A 14,987-nucleotide genomic window follows, 5' to 3' on the forward strand; every position below is an offset into this window, starting at 1 on the left:
CGGTCCGATACTGGAGGCGATGGACTGGTTCACGGCGCCCGGGTACTGGCTCGCCCGGCTGGTCTTCCAGCGGGCCCTGGCCGGGGTCTACCTCGTCGCCTTCCTCGGGGCCGCCCTGCAGTTCAAGGCTCTGATCGGGGCGCACGGCATGACGCCCGTACCGCGCTACGTACGGTACGTGCCCTTCCGGCGCGCCCCGAGCCTGTTCCAACTGCGCTACTCCGACCGGCTCTTCGCAGGCTGCGCCGGGGTCGGCGCGGCGCTCGCCGCGGCACTGGCCGCGGGGGCCGGCGACGAGGTGCCCCTGGCCGCGGCCATGGCGATGTGGGCCGTGCTGTGGTTGCTCTACCTCTCGATCGTGAACGTGGGGCAGACCTGGTACTCCTTCGGCTGGGAGTCGCTGCTGCTGGAGGTGGGCTTCCTCGCCGTCTTCCTCGGCAACGCGCGCGCCGGTCCGCCCGTGCTGGTGCTGTGGCTGCTGCGCTGGGTCCTCTTCCGCGTGGAATTCGGGGCCGGGCTGATCAAGATGCGTGGGGACCCCTGCTGGCGCAAGCTGACCTGCCTGTACTTCCACCACGAGACGCAGCCGATGGCCGGGCCGCTGAGCTGGTTCTTCCACCATCTGCCGAAACCGCTGCACCGGGTGGAGTGCGCGGCCAACCACGTGACCCAACTGATCGTCCCGGTGCTGCTGTTCACCCCGCAGCCGGTGGCCTCGTACGCCGCCGGGATCATCATCGCCACGCAGCTGTGGCTGGTGCTCTCGGGCAATTTCGCCTGGCTGAACTGGCTGACGATCACCCTGGCCGTGTCGGCCGTGGACTTCTCCGGCCTCGTGGGCGCGCCCCCGGCGGCCGCCTCGCGTACCGGTCCGGTGTGGTTCGTGGTCCTGGTGTGCGCGGTGACCGTGCTCGTCCTGTTCCTCAGCCGGCACCCGGTGCTCAACATGGTCTCGCGCCGCCAGGTGATGAACCGCTCCTTCGACGCGCTGCACCTGGTCAACACCTACGGGGCCTTCGGCTCGGTCGGCCGGGTCCGGATGGAGGTGGCGGTGGAGGGCACCGCGGACCGGGTGCCGCGCGCGGACGGGGACTGGCGCGAGTACGGCTTCAAGGGCAAGCCGGGTGAACCGAACCGGATCCCGCGCCAGTTCGCCCCCTACCACCTGCGGCTGGACTGGCTGATGTGGTTCGCCGCGATCTCCCCCGACTACGCGCGGGACTGGTTCGGGCCGTTCGTGGAGCGGCTGCTGGCGGGTGACCGGGACACGCTGCGGCTGCTGCGCGCCAACCCCTTCCCGGACGCCCCGCCCGTTCATGTCCGTGCCCTGCTCTACCGCTACCGGTTCACCACCCGGCGGGAGCGGCGCGAGACGGGGGCCTGGTGGCACCGCACGCTCGTGCGCGAGTACCTCCCGCCGACCCGCCTCGCGGACGCGCACCGCTCAGAGCCCGAGTAGCGCGGCCTCCCGCTCCGCGGAGATGCCCTTGGCCGGTACGTCGGGGCGCAACGGGGCGGCCCCGCCGAGGCTGCGCAGCCAGCTCCAGGTGTCGGCCACGGTCTCCTCGACGGGCCGGCACGTCAGGCCGGCGGCCAGCGCCTTGGAGACGTCCCCGCGGTGCATGTGGTCGTGGGCCTCGCCCTCGGGAACCCAGACGGGGAGCTCGGTCCAGGGCTCCACGCCCGCCGCCAGGAGCCGGTCCGGGTCGGTCCAGCGCAGTTCGGCGCCGCCCCCGGTGGTGGCGGCGCAGGCTTCGAGGAGCCCTCCCATCGTGGTGTGTCCGGACGGGGAGACCAGGTTGTAGGCGCCCGCGCGCCCCGCCTCGGCCGCGTCCAGGGTCCAGCGGGCGAGGTCGCGTACGTCGATGTATTGGATCGGGAGTTCGCGCGGTCCCGGGGCGAGCACCGGGCCGCCGCGGGCGGTGCGCTCCAGCCACCACGGCAGGCGGCCGACGTTCTCGTAGGGGCCGAGGATCAGCCCGGCGCGTGCGAGCAGGGCGCGGTCCCCGAAGGCGTCGAGGGCGGCGAGTTCGCCGCCCCGCTTGTCCTCGGCGTAGTCGGTCGACCCGGCGTCCGGCGAGCCCTCGACCAGGGTTGCGTCCTCGGCGAGGCCGGCCGGGGCGGGGTACGCGTAGACCGAGCGGCTGGAGACGTACGCGTACCGCGCTGCCCGGTCGCGCAGCAGGCGGCTGCTGTCGCGTACGGCCGTGGGGGCGCCGCCCCAGGTGTCGACGACCAGGTCCCACTCCCCCGTGCCGAGGGCCGCCAGCCCACTCGGGGCGGTGCGGTCCCCGTGGAGGGCGGAGGTGCCCGGCGGGGGCGTGTGGTGTCCGCGGTGGAAGACGGTCACCTCCCAGCCCCGGGTCAGGGCGTCCTCGGTGATCGCGCGTCCGACGAATTCGGTACCACCCAGCATCAGCAGCTTCATGCCCGCCAGCCTGCCGGGGCGGGCGGGGCTGCGGAAGCGGTGATCGCCGTGGGCGATGACGCTCAGGGCGTAGCCGGGCGGGGAACCTCACCGGGGCCGGCCGTGGTGGCCTTACGTCCGGGCAGGGCAGCGCCCCCGGTGCCCGTGGGCACGAGGGGGCGCTTGGCACCGCTGTGGGGACTAGTCGATACCGGGCAGGATGTGCGCCTCCGCCAGATCGTCCTCGTACCCGGCCAGCCGGATCGGGGCGGATCGGGCCCAGACCTCAAGGCTTCCGAGTTCGTCGGTTCGGGGCTTCGCCCGCGTTCCCGTCCGCTCCATCGCCGTCGGTTCGGGCTTCGTCTTCTCAGTCACCGCGCACTCCTTTGTGTCGCGTAACCCGGCAAGCGGACCGCGCGCCGGGCAAGGGATGAAAGGTTTCCGGACGCGGTGGCGCCTTAGTGGAGCGCGGCCCGGATGGGGGCCGTCTTGATGCCCCAGAGTACACATATGAGCGGACCTCCGCTCGATAGGAAGGCAAAATCCGCTGCGCCCTCTTACTTTCGCTCCCAGTTCAGCAAGTCGTAGGTCTGCGGGTACGTGACGGGTGATCTGCTCGACCCCGGACGCGCGGGGTGTGACGGAGGGGGTCGGCGGTGGCGAGGTCCGAAGTGCCCGAGGCTCAAGTCCCTTACGTCACAAGCGTGCTGGAGCTGATGGAGCTGTTGCGCGCCGACCTCGACGACCGGGGCCTGCGCACCGCGGCCCTGTTGCGCCGCTCACACCCCTTCGACAAGGAACTGCAGATCGCGGGCTTGTTGCACTGCCTGGGAAGTTTGCTCCGTCTGAGTGACGGAGCGGTTACGGTGGGAGTGGCGGCGGAGTCGATCCGCCCGTTGCTGGGCGAGCGGGTGGCCCGGCTGGTACGGCTGCAGGCGCCGCACCGGCCCACCGACGCGCACGCCGGCCGCCGCGCCGGCGACGACGCCGAGGCCGAGGCGGTGGCCACCCTGTGTCAGGCCCGGGACTCGGCCGCCGCGGCCGGCCTGGACGCGGGCGTGCTGGAGGACTGGCGGCCGCTGCTGGAGCTGGTCGCGGCCGGTGCCTGCCGGGCCGGGTCCCCCGGGAACGCACGCGACCCCCTCGGTTCGCCGAGGGGGTCGAGCGGGCCGTACAGGACCTCGTAGGAGCCGGGCTCCGGGCTGGTTACCAGTTCGCCGGGGCGTAGTCCTTGAGGAAGACGCCGAACAGGTCCTCGCCGGTCTCGCCGCGGACGATCGGGTCGTAGACCCGGGCCGCGCCGTCGACCAGGTCGAGCGGGGCGTGGAAGCCCTCCTCGGCCAGGCGCAGCTTGTCGAAGTGAGGACGCTCGTCGGTGATCCAGCCGGTGTCGACCGAGGTCATCAGGATGCGGTCGGTCTGGAACATCTCCTGGCCGCTGGTCCGCGTCACCATGTTCATCGCGGCCTTGGCGGCGTTGGTGTTCGGGTGCCCCGCGCCCTTGTAGCCGCGGCTGAAGACGCCCTCCATCGCGGAGACGTTGACGATGTAGGCCCGACCGTTGGCCGCCTTGCGGGCGGCCTCCGCCATGGCGGGCCGGAGCGCGCTGATCAGGATGAACGGCGAGGTGTAGTTGCACAGCTGGGTCTCGAGCAGCTCCACCGGGGAGATCTGGTCGATGGTCTGCACCCAGGTGTTGCTCTCGACGACGTCGGGCAGCAGGCCGCCCGCGTCGATGGCGGTGCCGGCGAGGTGCCGCTCCAGGCTGGCGTTGCCCGCGACGAGGGCGAGGTCGGCGACCTTCTGCGCCTCGAGCCCGCTCACGCCGACGGGCAGCGCCGCCAGGCCGTCGACCGCGCCGGAGTTGAAGGCGCCGATGACGTGGTGGGCGGGGAGCTCACCGGCGGGCAGCGGGGCGCCCTCCCCCTCGACCAGCGCCGCGTAGGCGCTGGGGAGGCGGCGCACGGTCTGCGTGGCGTTGTTGATCAGGATGTCGAGCGGACCGGCCCCGGCCACCTGCTCGGCGAGGGCCACGGACTGGGCCGGGTCGCGCAGGTCGATGCCGACGACCTCCAGGCGGTGCATCCACTCCGCGGAGTCCTCCATCGCCTTGAAGCGGCGGATGGCGTCCTTGGGGAAGCGCGTGGTGATCGTGGTGTGGGCGCCGTCGCGCAGCAGCCTCAGCGCGATGTACATGCCGATCTTGGCCCGGCCGCCGGTGAGCAGCGCGCGCTTGCCGGTCAGGTCGGCGCGGGCCTCGCGCCTGGTCCGGTTCTCGACGGCGCAGGGCGGGCAGAGCTGGTGGTAGAAGTAGTCGACCTCGACGTAGCGCGTCTTGCAGATGTAGCAGGAGCGCGGGCGCTGGAGTATCCCGGCGATCCGGCCGGCCTCCGTGACCGAGGAGGGCAGGATGCCCTCGGTCTCGTCGTCGATGCGCTCGGCGGAGCCGGTGGCGGTGGCCTCGGTGACGGCCTTGTCGTTGGCGGTCTTGGCGGCGCGGCGCTCCTGGCGGCGGCGCTGCTTGACCGTGCGGTAGAGGCCGGCGGTGGCGCGGCGTACGGTGATCGCGTCGGGGTGGTCGACGTCGAGCTTGTCCAGCTCGTCGAGCACGCTGAGGCAAAGGGCCAGCCGGTCGGGGTCGATACCGGGCCCGAAGGCGTGTCCGTAGTCCTGGCTGTCTTCGGTCACCGTCATCGCCGCTGCCGTTCCTTGATCACTCGTCCGCATCCGCCTGCTGCGGAAGTCCTCAAAAGGGCAACTGTACGGATGCCACGCGCCCGGAGCCAAACCCGCTCCCGCCGCCCTCACACATCGCACGCGCAGCGTCACCGTGCGCGGTGGATCGGTGACGTCGGGGCACGACGGAGGTCGCCTTCCGCTGCCCGAGGGGCCACGGTGCGTACTCCCGTACTACGCCGGGAGTATGACTGATCACCACCTGTGGACGGAGGAATAGCGCAGGTGGGTCGGGCATTGTGGAGCTTATGAGTGCACTGGCGCCGGCGGTCCTGCTCTGCCTCGTGTCCGCCTTGGCGTACGCGGGTGGCGCGATCGTCCAGGAACGGGTCGCGGCGACCACGCCGGACAGTCGATACGCCCCGCTGCGCCGGGGTGGCTGGTGGGTGGCGGTGGGGTTGAACGGCCTCGGTGCGCTGCTGCACGTGGTGGCCCTCGCGTACGGGCCGCTGAGCCTGGTCCAACCGCTGGGCGCCCTGACCATCGTCTTCGCCCTGCCGATGGCCGCCGTCTTCGTACGGCGCCGGGCGGGCGCGGCCGCCTGGCGCGGGGCGGTGCTGGCCACGGTCGGTCTGGCCGGGCTGCTGGCGCTGACCGGCGGGAACGGGCGGGCGGAGCACGCGCTGACGCAGGACGAGCGGCACATGCTGCTGATCGTGACCGCGGCGCTGGTGCCGGCGCTGTTCCTGGCGGCGCACCGGATGCACCGGGCGGTGCTGCACAGTGTGCTGCTGGCCGCGGCCGCCGGTACGGCCTTCGGCATGGCTTCGGTGTTCACCAAGTCGGTGGCCGGGGACTTCGGGCCGGGTGCGCTGTCCGGCCTGTGGCCCGACCTCGTGGCGATCGTGGCCCTGGCGGCGGGCGGGCTGCTGCTGTCGCAGGCGGCCTACCGGGGGGCGGGACTGACCGCGCCGCTGGCCACGGTGACGGTGATCAACCCGCTGGTGGCGGCGACGGTCGGCATCACGCTGTTCGACGAGGGCTTCCGGTACGGGGCCGCGGGCGCGACGGCGGCGGTGGCCAGCGCGGCGCTCGCCGCGGCCGGCCTGATCCTGCTCACCGTCGTGCCCGCGCACGCGCGCGGGTCAGATGCGGACCCCGTGGCCTCGGAGGTACTTGAGCGGGTCGATGTCGGAGCCGTATCCGGGTCCCGTGCGCATCTCGAAGTGCAGGTGCGGTCCCGTGGTGTTGCCGGTCGAGCCGGAGCGGCCGATGCGCTGCCCTCCGGAGACCTGCTGGCCGGCCTTGACGCCGAGCGCGGAGAGGTGGGCGTACTGGGAGTACCGGCCGTCGGTGTGCCGGATGACGACCTGGTAGCCGTAGGCCCCGGCCCAGCCGGCGGAGACGACCGAGCCGGGTCCCACCGACTTGACGGTGGTGCCGGTCGCCACCGGGAAGTCGACACCCGTGTGGTAGCCGCTGGACCAGGAGGATCCCGAGACGCGGTACGCGGTGCCGAGGGACGCGTCGACGGGGGCGGAGAAGCCGCCCGCGGCCGGATTCTGCTGCGCTGAGGCGGGCTCCGGCGCCGGCTTCTCGGCGGGCTTCTCGACCGGCTTCTCGACCGGCTTGGGTGCGGGCTTCTCGGCCGGCTTCTCGGCGGCCGGCTCCACGGGCGTGACCGGATCGGCGGTCCTCGGCGGCTTCTCGGGGTCCTGCCTGGGCGGCGGCGGTAAGGCCGGCGCCGTGGTGACCCGCAGGGTGAGCCGCTGGCCCGGGAAGATCAGGTTCGGGTTGCCGCCGATGGTGGTCCGGTTGGTCTCGTACAGCGCCTGCCAGCCGCCCTCGACGTGCTGGCCGGTGGCGATCGCGGAGAGCGAGTCGCCGGGTGCGACGACGTACGGGTTCGGCAGGACGGTGGTTCCCGTCGGGACCGGTCCGCCGCCCTGCGCCGGGGCCGTCCGCACCACGGGCGTCGCCGGCGCCGCGGGCGTCACCGGGGACTGTCCCTGCGTCTGCGGGGCGACGGCGGGCGCCGGGCCGCTGCGTGTGAGTCCGGCCCGCTTCCCGCAGTCGGGCCAGGCGCCGGGCCCCTGGCCCTTCAGCACCTTCTCCGCGACCGCTATCTGCTGGTCCTTGGTGGCCAGGTCGGCGCGCGGGGCGTAGGCGGTACCGCCAAAGGCCCGCCAGGTGCTCTGGCTGAACTGGAGGCCGCCGTAGTAGCCGTTGCCGGTGTTGATGCGCCAGTTGTTCGTCGACTCGCAGGACGCGACCTTGTTCCAGGTGTCCACGGAGGCCGCGTGGGCGACTCCGGCCCCGATGAGCGGGAGCGCGATCCCGGCGCCACCGGCGGTGACGGCCAGTGAGGCCCGGTTGATGCTGCTCGGCTGATACCGGCGGTGCCGGCCCCGTACACCCATGGGAGCCCCCATCGAAGACATCAGGAACCGCACAACTTAACGGTGCGATCAGAGCGTGACAAGAGGCGCAACGGGGCGCATGCCAACGGAACTTGACTGTATCTCGATGAGTAAAAGATCCCCCGGGGCCCGTGTGGGGGTAGCTTCGGTGATCCCCGCCCACCGAAGGCACACCGAAGCAAGCAGGAGCGCACCGATGAGCACCAGCACAGCCCAGATCGGCGTCACCGGACTCGCTGTCATGGGCAGCAACCTCGCCCGTAACTTCGCCCGCAACGGATTCACCGTGGCCGTCCACAACCGGACGGCGGCCAGGACCACCGCGCTGGTCGAGGAGTTCGGGCACGAGGGCGCCTTCGTGGCGGCCGGGTCGGCGAAGGAGTTCGTCGACGCGCTGGAGCGCCCCCGGCGCATCGTCGTCATGGTGAAGGCCGGGGAGCCGACCGATGCCGTGATCCGCGAGTTCGCCCCGCTCCTGGAGGAGGGCGACGTCATCATCGACGGCGGCAACGCGCACTTCGAGGACACCCGGCGTCGCGAGCGGGAACTGCGGGAGCAGGGCCTGCACTTCGTGGGTGTGGGCATCTCCGGAGGCGAGGAGGGCGCGCTGCTCGGCCCGAGCATCATGCCGGGCGGCTCGACGCAGTCGTACGCCTCCCTCGGACCGCTGCTGGAGAAGATCTCCGCGAAGGCCGCCGACGGCACGCCCTGCACCTCGCACGTGGGACCCGACGGCGCCGGACACTTCGTCAAGATGGTGCACAACGGCATCGAGTACGCCGACATGCAGCTCATCGCCGAGGCCTACCACCTGCTGCGCGAGGTCGCGGGCTACTCCCCCGCGAAGATCGCGGAGACCTTCCGGGCGTGGAACCGGGGGCGCCTGGACTCGTACCTGATCGAGATCACGGCGGAGGTGCTCGCGCACACGGACGCCGCGACCGGGCGCCCGTACGTCGACGTCGTGGCCGACGCCGCCGAGCAGAAGGGCACCGGTCGCTGGACGGTGCAGATCGCCCTCGACCTCGGGGTACCGGTGTCGGGGATCGCCGAGGCGGTCTTCGCCCGCGCGGTCTCCGGTCACGCGGACCTGCGTACGGCCGCGCGCGGGCTCGCGGGCCCGGCGGCCACCGCGCTCGGGCCGGAAGCGGCGGAGGCCTTCGCCGCCCAGGTGGAGCAGGCGCTGTACGCGTCGAAGATCGTCTCCTACACCCAGGGCTTCCACCAGATCCGGGCCGGCAGCGAGGAGTACGGCTGGAACGTGGACCTGGGCGCCGTGGCCTCCCTGTGGCGCGGTGGCTGCATCATCCGGGCGGCGTTCCTGGACCGGATTCGGGCGGCGTACGACGCCCGGCCGGAGCTGCCGAGCCTGCTGGCGGACGCGCACTTCGCCGAGGAGATCGCGGCCGCCCAGGACGGGTGGCGGTCCGTCCTGGTGGCGGCGGTGCGCCAGGGCATCCCGGTGCCCGCCTTCGCGGCCTCACTGGCCTACTACGACGCCCTGCGCACGGAGCGGCTGCCCGCGGCCCTCACCCAGGGGCAGCGGGACTTCTTCGGGGCGCACACCTACCGGCGGACGGACCGCGAGGGCTCGTTCCACACCCTCTGGAGCGGCGACCGCTCCGAGGTCCGCACGTCGTAGGCGGCTCGTCGTACTAGCTCAGGGGCCCGGGCTGCGGGATCGGCGCGGGCCCCGGGGGCGGTGGGATCGGGTCCGGCTCGGGCACGGGGCCGGGCACGGGTGGCACGGGCCGCGGCATGGGCTCGGGGTCGGGGAAGGGGTCCGGTCCCGGGACGGGCGGCTGCGTCTCTTCTGCATCTCGCTTTCGCACCATATGGGCCACCTTCCCGCGATTGCGGCCGGTATGCCTGCACGACACCCGCTACAGGGCCGAACCCATCGCCAGGCCCGCAGCGAGGCCAGGAGCGGGGCTGGAAAGCACCGGAACCGGGCCCGTGACCAGGTCCGCGGCCCCGGCCATGGAGGCCTGGGCCAGCACGATGACGTCCGCGCCGGCGACGCGGTCGGCCGCCTCGGCGATCCGGGCGAGGTAACCGTCCGTGTCCCCGGCCTCGAAGCGGTCCCAGGCCCCGGCGACCAGGTGCGTGACGATCGACACGGGCCACTCACCGGCCTCCTCGGCCAGCAGCTCCCCGGTCGGGGCGAGGGTGGACTCCAGGGCGGCCAGTACGGCGATCCGCGCCCCCGTCCGTACCGCGACGGCGGCCATCGGCCGGTCCACCCGGAGCACCGGGACGCCGAGCTCCGGAGCCAGGGACTCCGCGGTCGCCCCGATGGTCGAGCAGGTGACCAGCACGGGCGTCCCGGCCTCCGCGAGCAGCTCCCGAAGGGCCGAAGTCACCGACGCCGACCCTTCGGCACGGGCCCGGTCCAGCAGCTCCGGGACCACCCGGTGCCGAAGGACGGCCCCCGGATGGTTCCGGTCGCGCAGCGCGTCGAAGACCGGGACGTGCACGGGCGAGGTGTGCAGCAGGAGCAGATCGGTCACCAGCGGTCGGGGGCCGCGGCGAGCTGCGCCTTGGCCGCGAGTGCGACCTCGGCGGCCGGCTCGGGCGCCTCGTCGGGATGTTTGGCGGCCCAGCTCGCCGCGTAGGGGCAGAGCGGCACCACGGGTACTCCCTCGGCGGCGGCGATCCCGTAGAAGGTCTTCACCAGCCCGCCCGCGATACCGCGGCCCTCGTGGCCCTGCTCGACGACGGTGTGCACCGCGACCAAGGCGTGGGGCGCGTCGGCGAGCACGAAGTACGCGATGTGGCCGACCACCGCCCCGTCCTCGACGGCGAGCAGCCGTCCGGCCTCACGGTCGTCCTGGAACTCGATCGGCATGATCCCCGACTCCCCTCAGACGGCCACGGCGTGCGGGCTGCGCCGCTGGTCCGTACCCGGCACCGGGGCGGAAGGGTCCGCACCCAGCTCGACGATCCGGTTGTCGGCGTCCACGTGCACGACGCGGGGCTCCAGCACCCGGGCCTCGGCGTCCTCGACCTGCGCGTAGCTGATGAGAATGACCAGGTCCCCGGGGTGCACCAGATGCGCGGCGGCGCCGTTGATCCCGATGACCCCGGATCCGCGCTCGCCCTCGATGACGTAGGTCTCGAGCCGCGCCCCGTTGGTGATGTCCACGATGTGGACGAGCTCGCCGGGCAGCAGATCGGCCGCGTCGAGCAGGTCGGCGTCGACGGTCACGGAGCCGACGTAGTGCAGGTCGGCCTGGGTGACGGTAGCCCGGTGGATCTTGGACTTGAACATGGTACGAAGCATGCGAATACTCCCGATATCTCTGCTCCCTGCCTGCTTCACGCAGGTCAAGGGCGGTCTCCGGAGCCTACAACGATTCGCGTGTTCGGTCAGCTGCCCCCAGGTCTTTCAGGACTGAGGCTGACCGAACGCTGGCTTTTCTGACGCACCTTCAGTCCGGTCCAGCGGCTCGAGCCGCACTGCCCGAGCGTCGTCGATCGCCCGGCGCAGCAGCGCCCGGCGAACGCGGCGCTGACCGGAACCCCCACCGCATCGCTGAAGAGGTCCATCTGCCCGGGGGCCATGAGTGGACGCTACGTGTCACACGTACTCCGACGCTGCGTCCAGCAACCAGTCCGCCAGGTATCCGGCGAAGGACGACCGGACCAGCAGCCAGAACCCCGCTCTGGGCTCGCCCCGTGGGACCAGCACCACCTGCGCGCGGGCCAGGGTGGTCTGGGCGCAGCGCCCGGGGCCGAAGGGACGCGGGTGCAGGTCCAACGGGCAGCCGTGCGCAAGCAGGTCGCGAGCGCGGCGGCCCGTAACGAGCACGGTGGTGCGCTGTGCGGAGACGTCCGTGACGGCGGCGTGCCCCTCGCCCGCGGCGTCGCGAATCCGGTGAGCCAGGTCGGCGCTGCTGCCGGGCGGGCCCACGACGAGCCATTCGTCGGGGCCGAGCCAGAGAGCGGAGCGGTCACCGGCGTGCACGACGGTGTTGGGCTCGAGGGGCAGTCGGAGCCCCAGAGCAAGCTCGACGGCGTCGGCAGCCGGGCCCTTGGGGTCGAGCCGGACGTTCACCTGGACGAGGAAGGGCAGTTCTGCCAGGCGCAGGTCGCCGCCCGAGGCACGGGTGGCAGCGGCGAAGCGGTCGGCGGCGTGTCCCAGGGGACTGTGGCGGATTGCGGTGTCAGCCATCGCGGCGGGCTCCCTCGGGGTCGTAGAGGACGGGACTCGCGACCGTCACCGGAACAAGACGGTCGCCCACCGGCGCGTACAGCCGCTCGCCGATGCGGTCCCGGCCCCCCTTGATCAGGGCGAGTGCGAAGGTCCGGCCGAGCGCCGCGCTGTGGTAGCTGGAGGTGACGTGGCCGAGCATCGGCACCGGCGGAGCGGGGAGCACACTGTCGGCGACCAGGTGGGTGCCCTCGGGGAGGAAGGCGTCCGGGTCTTCGGGGAGCAGGCCGACGAGGTGCTTGCGGTCGGGACGTGTGCTGTCGGCGCGTGCGTGGGAGCGCTTGCCCACGAAATCGGGCTTCTTCTTGGACACCGCCCAGCTCATGCCGAGATCCTGCGGGGTGACCGTGCCGTCGGTGTCCTGGCCGATGATCGGATAGCCCTTCTCTGCGCGCAGGACGTGCATGGTCTCGGTGCCGTACGGGGTGATGCCCAACGGGCACCCTGCCTCGTACAGCGCCTCCCACAGCGCGCGGGCGTCCCACGGCGACACGTTGATCTCGTAGGCCAGTTCGCCGGAGAAGCTGATCCGGCAGACCCGGGCCGGGACGTCCGCAACAGTTGTGTCTCGCCACGCCATGAAGGGGAAGTCGCCGTTCGCGACGGCCAGTTCAGGGGCGAGGGAGGCCAGAAGCTCGCGGGAGCGGGGGCCGACGAGGGCCACTGTGGCCCACTGCTCCGTAACGGAGGTGCAGTGGACGCGCAGATCGGGCCACTCGGTCTGCAGCCATTCCTCCATCCAGTCCAGCACAGCGGCCGCGTTGCCGGTCGTGGTCGTGACCAGGAAACGCTCCTCGGCAAGGCGGATGACGGTACCGTCGTCGAAGACCATGCCGTCGAGGCGGCACATGACGCCGTAGCGGATCATGCCGACTTTGAGGGTGCTCATCATGTTGGTGTAGAGCCGGTCGATGAAGACGGCGGCGTCCGGCCCCTGCACGTCGATCTTGCCCAGGGTGGAGGCGTCCATGAACGCGACACCCTCGCGGGCGGCGCGGCACTCACGGAGCACGGCGGCCTTCATGTCCTCGCCGTCCTGAGGGTAGTACCAGGGTCGCTTCCACTGACCGACGTTCTCGAAAAGGGCACCGTTGTCGGCGTGCCAGTCGTGCAGGGCGGTGACGCGGACGGGGTCGTGGAGCGCGCCGCGGTCGCGACCGGCGAGGGCGGCGAAGGAGACGGGGGTGTAGGGAGGGCGGAAGGTCGTCGTGCCGAGGGCGGAGATGTCCACGCCCAGCAGGTGGGCGACGGTGCCGCTGGCCAGGACCCCGGAGGTCTTGCCCTGATCGCTGGCGGTGCCGGCGGTGGTGTAGCGCTTGGTGTGCTCGACCGAGCGCATACCGGCACCGGTCGCACGGGCGAGGTCTTCGACGGTGACATCACGCTGGAGGTCGACGAAACGGGGCGCGCCGAGGACGCCGGGGACGACGAAGACCTGCATGGCCGGGGAGTGCGGTCCGTCGGCGGCGGCAGGGAGTCGGGGCGTGCCAGCCGCGTAGCCCTCGGCCTCGATCGCGCGGCCACCGGCGGCGGCGCCCTCGGCGAGGACGCCGGGCAGGTCCAGGACACCGTTCGCCGAGCCTGCGACCTCGACGGCCTGCCGGCAGCTGTCGGGCACGAACGAGCCGAGTGCCTCGTCGTATCGCAGCTTGCCGCCCGCCTGGCTGAACAGGTGCGCCACCGGGTTCCAGCCGCCCGAGACGAGCAACAGGTCGGCAGCGAATTCGCGGCGCCCCGTCACTTCTCCGTACGGGGCGACAGTCACCGCCGTGAGGCGCGTGCCGCCCTTGGTGCCCACCACTGCGTGGCCGGTCAGCACCTCGATCCCGGCGTCCTGGGCACGGCGCGCCCACTCCCCGGGCTCGGGGCGGGTGTCGACGACCGCCGCGATGTCCACGCCCACCGCCGCCAGGTCGAGCGCGGCCGCGTAGGCGCTGTCGTTGGTGGTGAAGACGACGGCGCGGCGGCCGGGCAGAACGGCGTAGCGCTGGGCGTACGTACGGGCCGAGGCCGCCAGCATCACGCCGGGGCGGTCGTTGTCGGCGAACGCCAGCGAGCGCTCGTGCGCTCCGGTGGCCAGGACGACTCGACGGGCGCGGATGCGCCAGACACGCTCGCGGGAGACATGCCCGGGGGCTGCGCCGCCGAGGTGGTTGGTGCGGCGCTCGACGGCGAGGACGTGGTTGTCGTCGTAGTAGCCGAAGACGGTGGTGCGGCGCAGTACGCGCACCTCGGGCTCGGCCTCGAGCCGCGCGACTGTCTCGCCTGCCCAGTCCAGGAGCTGTCCTGTCCCGAGGAGACTGCCGCCCGGTTCGGGCTGGTCGTCGGCGAGGATGACGCGCGCCCCGCTGCCTGCGGCGGCGGACGCGGCCGCGAGTCCGGCCGGTCCCGCGCCGACGACGAGCAGGTCGCAGTGGGCGTGGACGGCGTCGTAGCGCGCGGGGTCGGACGCGGTGGCAAGCCGTCCCTGCCCGGGCAGGCTGCTCGCGACGAGCCCGTCGTACAGTTCCACTGCCGTCGCCGGCAGCATGGGCTCCGGGAAGGGCTCCTCGATCTGTACGACGGCGTTGGGTTCCTCGACTCCGGCGGAGAAGATGCCGCGCGGGCGGCCGAGCTTGATGCCGGTGCCGGTCTGGATGACGCCGTTGGCGAGGAGGGCGGAGGCGAGGGTGTCGCCACGCAAGCCCTCGTATGTGGTGCCGTCGAAGACGAAGCCGAGCCGCTGATCGCGGCGGATGCGGCCGCCGGTGCTCAGGCGGAACGGCTGGGGGCCGCGCTGGGACTCGGGGTACGTGCTCGTCTGCGGATCGGTGGCCGCAGGGCTCTCCGCCACCCCGCCCCTTCCCGGGACCGGGGGCTCGACCCCGGCCTCGGGCTCCCTCGCCGGGTGCGGCACGGTGGGCGGATTGTGCCCGCCTACCCCCGCAGCTCCGCGTGGAGGCACCCCCATGTCGCTGCGCTCGCCCTCGCGGAACGACTGCCCACGACCCAGGTCCGGGCGTGGTTCGTCCGTTCGGTACACCGCCAGGATCTCGTTCGTCGCCGTGTCGCGCACCGCGTTGAACCACCGGCGGCAGCCGGTGGTGTGGCTCCAGCGCTCCGCGAACGGGCCCTTGGGGTTGTCGCGGAAGAACAGGTAGCGGGACCACTCCTGGTCGGTCAGGGCGGCGGGGTTCTCGGGATAGGGCACGTGGGCCTGACCGCCGTAGTGGAACTCGGCCTCGTCACGGGGCCCGCACCAGGGGCATGGGATGAGCAGCATCGATTCGGC

The 14,987-nt window shown here is 72.5% G+C and carries 13 protein-coding genes and 1 pseudogene; 4 read left to right on the top strand and 10 right to left on the bottom strand.

Annotated elements, in window-relative coordinates; translation table 11 throughout:
- Positions 1 to 19 precede the first annotated feature (19 nt).
- Positions 20 to 1,459, top strand: coding sequence for a lipase maturation factor family protein (locus AB8A24_RS07725; RefSeq protein ID WP_328960606.1), 1,440 nt, complete (start codon positions 20 to 22; stop codon positions 1,457 to 1,459).
- Here the strand turns inward: AB8A24_RS07725 and AB8A24_RS07730 are convergent.
- Together AB8A24_RS07730 and AB8A24_RS07735 are read right to left on the bottom strand one after the other, a co-directional pair.
- Positions 1,445 to 2,428, bottom strand: coding sequence for an NAD-dependent epimerase/dehydratase family protein (locus AB8A24_RS07730; RefSeq protein ID WP_328960607.1), 984 nt, complete (start codon positions 2,426 to 2,428; stop codon positions 1,445 to 1,447). The genes AB8A24_RS07725 and AB8A24_RS07730 overlap by 15 nt on opposite strands.
- Positions 2,429 to 2,608: 180 nt before the next feature.
- A complete protein-coding gene (locus AB8A24_RS07735; RefSeq protein WP_162498480.1) occupies positions 2,609 to 2,782 on the bottom strand; it encodes a hypothetical protein in 174 nt (57 codons plus the stop codon).
- 329 nt (positions 2,783 to 3,111) lie between these two features.
- Between AB8A24_RS07735 and AB8A24_RS07740 the strand changes: the two genes are divergently transcribed.
- A complete protein-coding gene (locus AB8A24_RS07740; protein ID WP_369475203.1) occupies positions 3,112 to 3,594 on the top strand; it encodes a metal-dependent phosphohydrolase in 483 nt (160 codons plus the stop codon).
- Between the two features lie 19 nt (positions 3,595 to 3,613).
- Here the strand turns inward: AB8A24_RS07740 and AB8A24_RS07745 are convergent, their stop codons facing one another.
- Positions 3,614 to 5,101 (bottom strand): SDR family NAD(P)-dependent oxidoreductase, encoded by a 1,488-nt coding sequence (locus AB8A24_RS07745; RefSeq protein WP_328960609.1) that lies wholly within the window; start codon positions 5,099 to 5,101, stop codon positions 3,614 to 3,616.
- Positions 5,102 to 5,391: 290 nt separating this feature from the next.
- On the opposite strand from AB8A24_RS07745, the pseudogene AB8A24_RS07750 reads away from it, so the two are divergent.
- Positions 5,392 to 6,204, top strand: a pseudogene (locus tag AB8A24_RS07750) (DMT family transporter); the annotation flags it as partial.
- A gap of 24 nt (positions 6,205 to 6,228) precedes the next feature.
- On the opposite strand, the gene AB8A24_RS07755 reads toward AB8A24_RS07750, so the two are convergent.
- Complete coding sequence (locus AB8A24_RS07755) at positions 6,229 to 7,503, bottom strand: transglycosylase family protein (RefSeq protein WP_369475204.1); 1,275 nt, start codon at positions 7,501 to 7,503, stop codon at positions 6,229 to 6,231.
- 196 nt (positions 7,504 to 7,699) lie between these two features.
- On the opposite strand from AB8A24_RS07755, the gene gndA reads away from it, so the two are divergent.
- On the top strand, positions 7,700 to 9,145 hold the full coding sequence (gndA, locus tag AB8A24_RS07760; RefSeq protein ID WP_328960611.1) for an NADP-dependent phosphogluconate dehydrogenase: 1,446 nt from the start codon (positions 7,700 to 7,702) through the stop codon (positions 9,143 to 9,145).
- 13 nt (positions 9,146 to 9,158) lie between these two features.
- On the opposite strand, the gene AB8A24_RS07765 is transcribed toward gndA, so the two are convergent.
- From AB8A24_RS07765 to AB8A24_RS07790, 6 genes are all read right to left on the bottom strand, one after another.
- A complete protein-coding gene (locus AB8A24_RS07765; RefSeq protein ID WP_266376544.1) occupies positions 9,159 to 9,338 on the bottom strand; it encodes a hypothetical protein in 180 nt (59 codons plus the stop codon).
- A gap of 48 nt (positions 9,339 to 9,386) precedes the next feature.
- Entirely contained in the window at positions 9,387 to 10,016 is a 630-nt protein-coding gene (locus AB8A24_RS07770; protein ID WP_328965791.1) for an aspartate/glutamate racemase family protein, read from the bottom strand.
- Positions 10,010 to 10,351, bottom strand: a complete 342-nt coding sequence (locus tag AB8A24_RS07775; RefSeq protein WP_328960612.1) for a GNAT family N-acetyltransferase — start codon at positions 10,349 to 10,351, stop codon at positions 10,010 to 10,012. The genes AB8A24_RS07770 and AB8A24_RS07775 overlap by 7 nt, the downstream gene beginning before the upstream one ends.
- A 15-nt stretch (positions 10,352 to 10,366) precedes the next feature.
- Positions 10,367 to 10,786, bottom strand: coding sequence for an aspartate 1-decarboxylase (panD, locus tag AB8A24_RS07780; RefSeq protein ID WP_369475205.1), 420 nt, complete (start codon positions 10,784 to 10,786; stop codon positions 10,367 to 10,369).
- A 297-nt stretch (positions 10,787 to 11,083) separates the two neighbouring features.
- Complete coding sequence (locus AB8A24_RS07785) at positions 11,084 to 11,677, bottom strand: sarcosine oxidase subunit gamma family protein (RefSeq protein ID WP_328960623.1); 594 nt, start codon at positions 11,675 to 11,677, stop codon at positions 11,084 to 11,086.
- Entirely contained in the window at positions 11,670 to 14,978 is a 3,309-nt protein-coding gene (locus AB8A24_RS07790) for a sarcosine oxidase subunit delta family protein (RefSeq protein ID WP_369475206.1), read from the bottom strand. Before AB8A24_RS07790 ends, AB8A24_RS07785 begins: the two co-directional genes overlap by 8 nt.
- Between the last annotated feature and the right edge of the window lie 9 nt (positions 14,979 to 14,987).

Origin of the sequence: Streptomyces sp. BF23-19 (assembly GCF_041106355.1) — a bacterium.
GTDB lineage: Bacteria > Actinomycetota > Actinomycetes > Streptomycetales > Streptomycetaceae > Streptomyces > Streptomyces virginiae_A.

Coding starts and splice junctions, on each gene's coding strand:
- AB8A24_RS07725 (WP_328960606.1), top strand. CDS start 20: ATGGACTGGTTCACGGCGCCCGGGTACTGGCTCGCCCGGCTGGTCTTC.
- AB8A24_RS07730 (WP_328960607.1), bottom strand. CDS start 2,428: ATGAAGCTGCTGATGCTGGGTGGTACCGAATTCGTCGGACGCGCGATC.
- AB8A24_RS07745 (WP_328960609.1), bottom strand. CDS start 5,101: ATGACGGTGACCGAAGACAGCCAGGACTACGGACACGCCTTCGGGCCC.
- AB8A24_RS07755 (WP_369475204.1), bottom strand. CDS start 7,503: ATGGGTGTACGGGGCCGGCACCGCCGGTATCAGCCGAGCAGCATCAAC.
- gndA (WP_328960611.1), top strand. CDS start 7,700: ATGAGCACCAGCACAGCCCAGATCGGCGTCACCGGACTCGCTGTCATG.
- AB8A24_RS07765 (WP_266376544.1), bottom strand. CDS start 9,338: ATGGTGCGAAAGCGAGATGCAGAAGAGACGCAGCCGCCCGTCCCGGGA.
- AB8A24_RS07775 (WP_328960612.1), bottom strand. CDS start 10,351: ATGCCGATCGAGTTCCAGGACGACCGTGAGGCCGGACGGCTGCTCGCC.
- panD (WP_369475205.1), bottom strand. CDS start 10,786: ATGCTTCGTACCATGTTCAAGTCCAAGATCCACCGGGCTACCGTCACC.
- AB8A24_RS07785 (WP_328960623.1), bottom strand. CDS start 11,677: ATGGCTGACACCGCAATCCGCCACAGTCCCCTGGGACACGCCGCCGAC.
- AB8A24_RS07790 (WP_369475206.1), bottom strand. CDS start 14,978: ATGCTGCTCATCCCATGCCCCTGGTGCGGGCCCCGTGACGAGGCCGAG.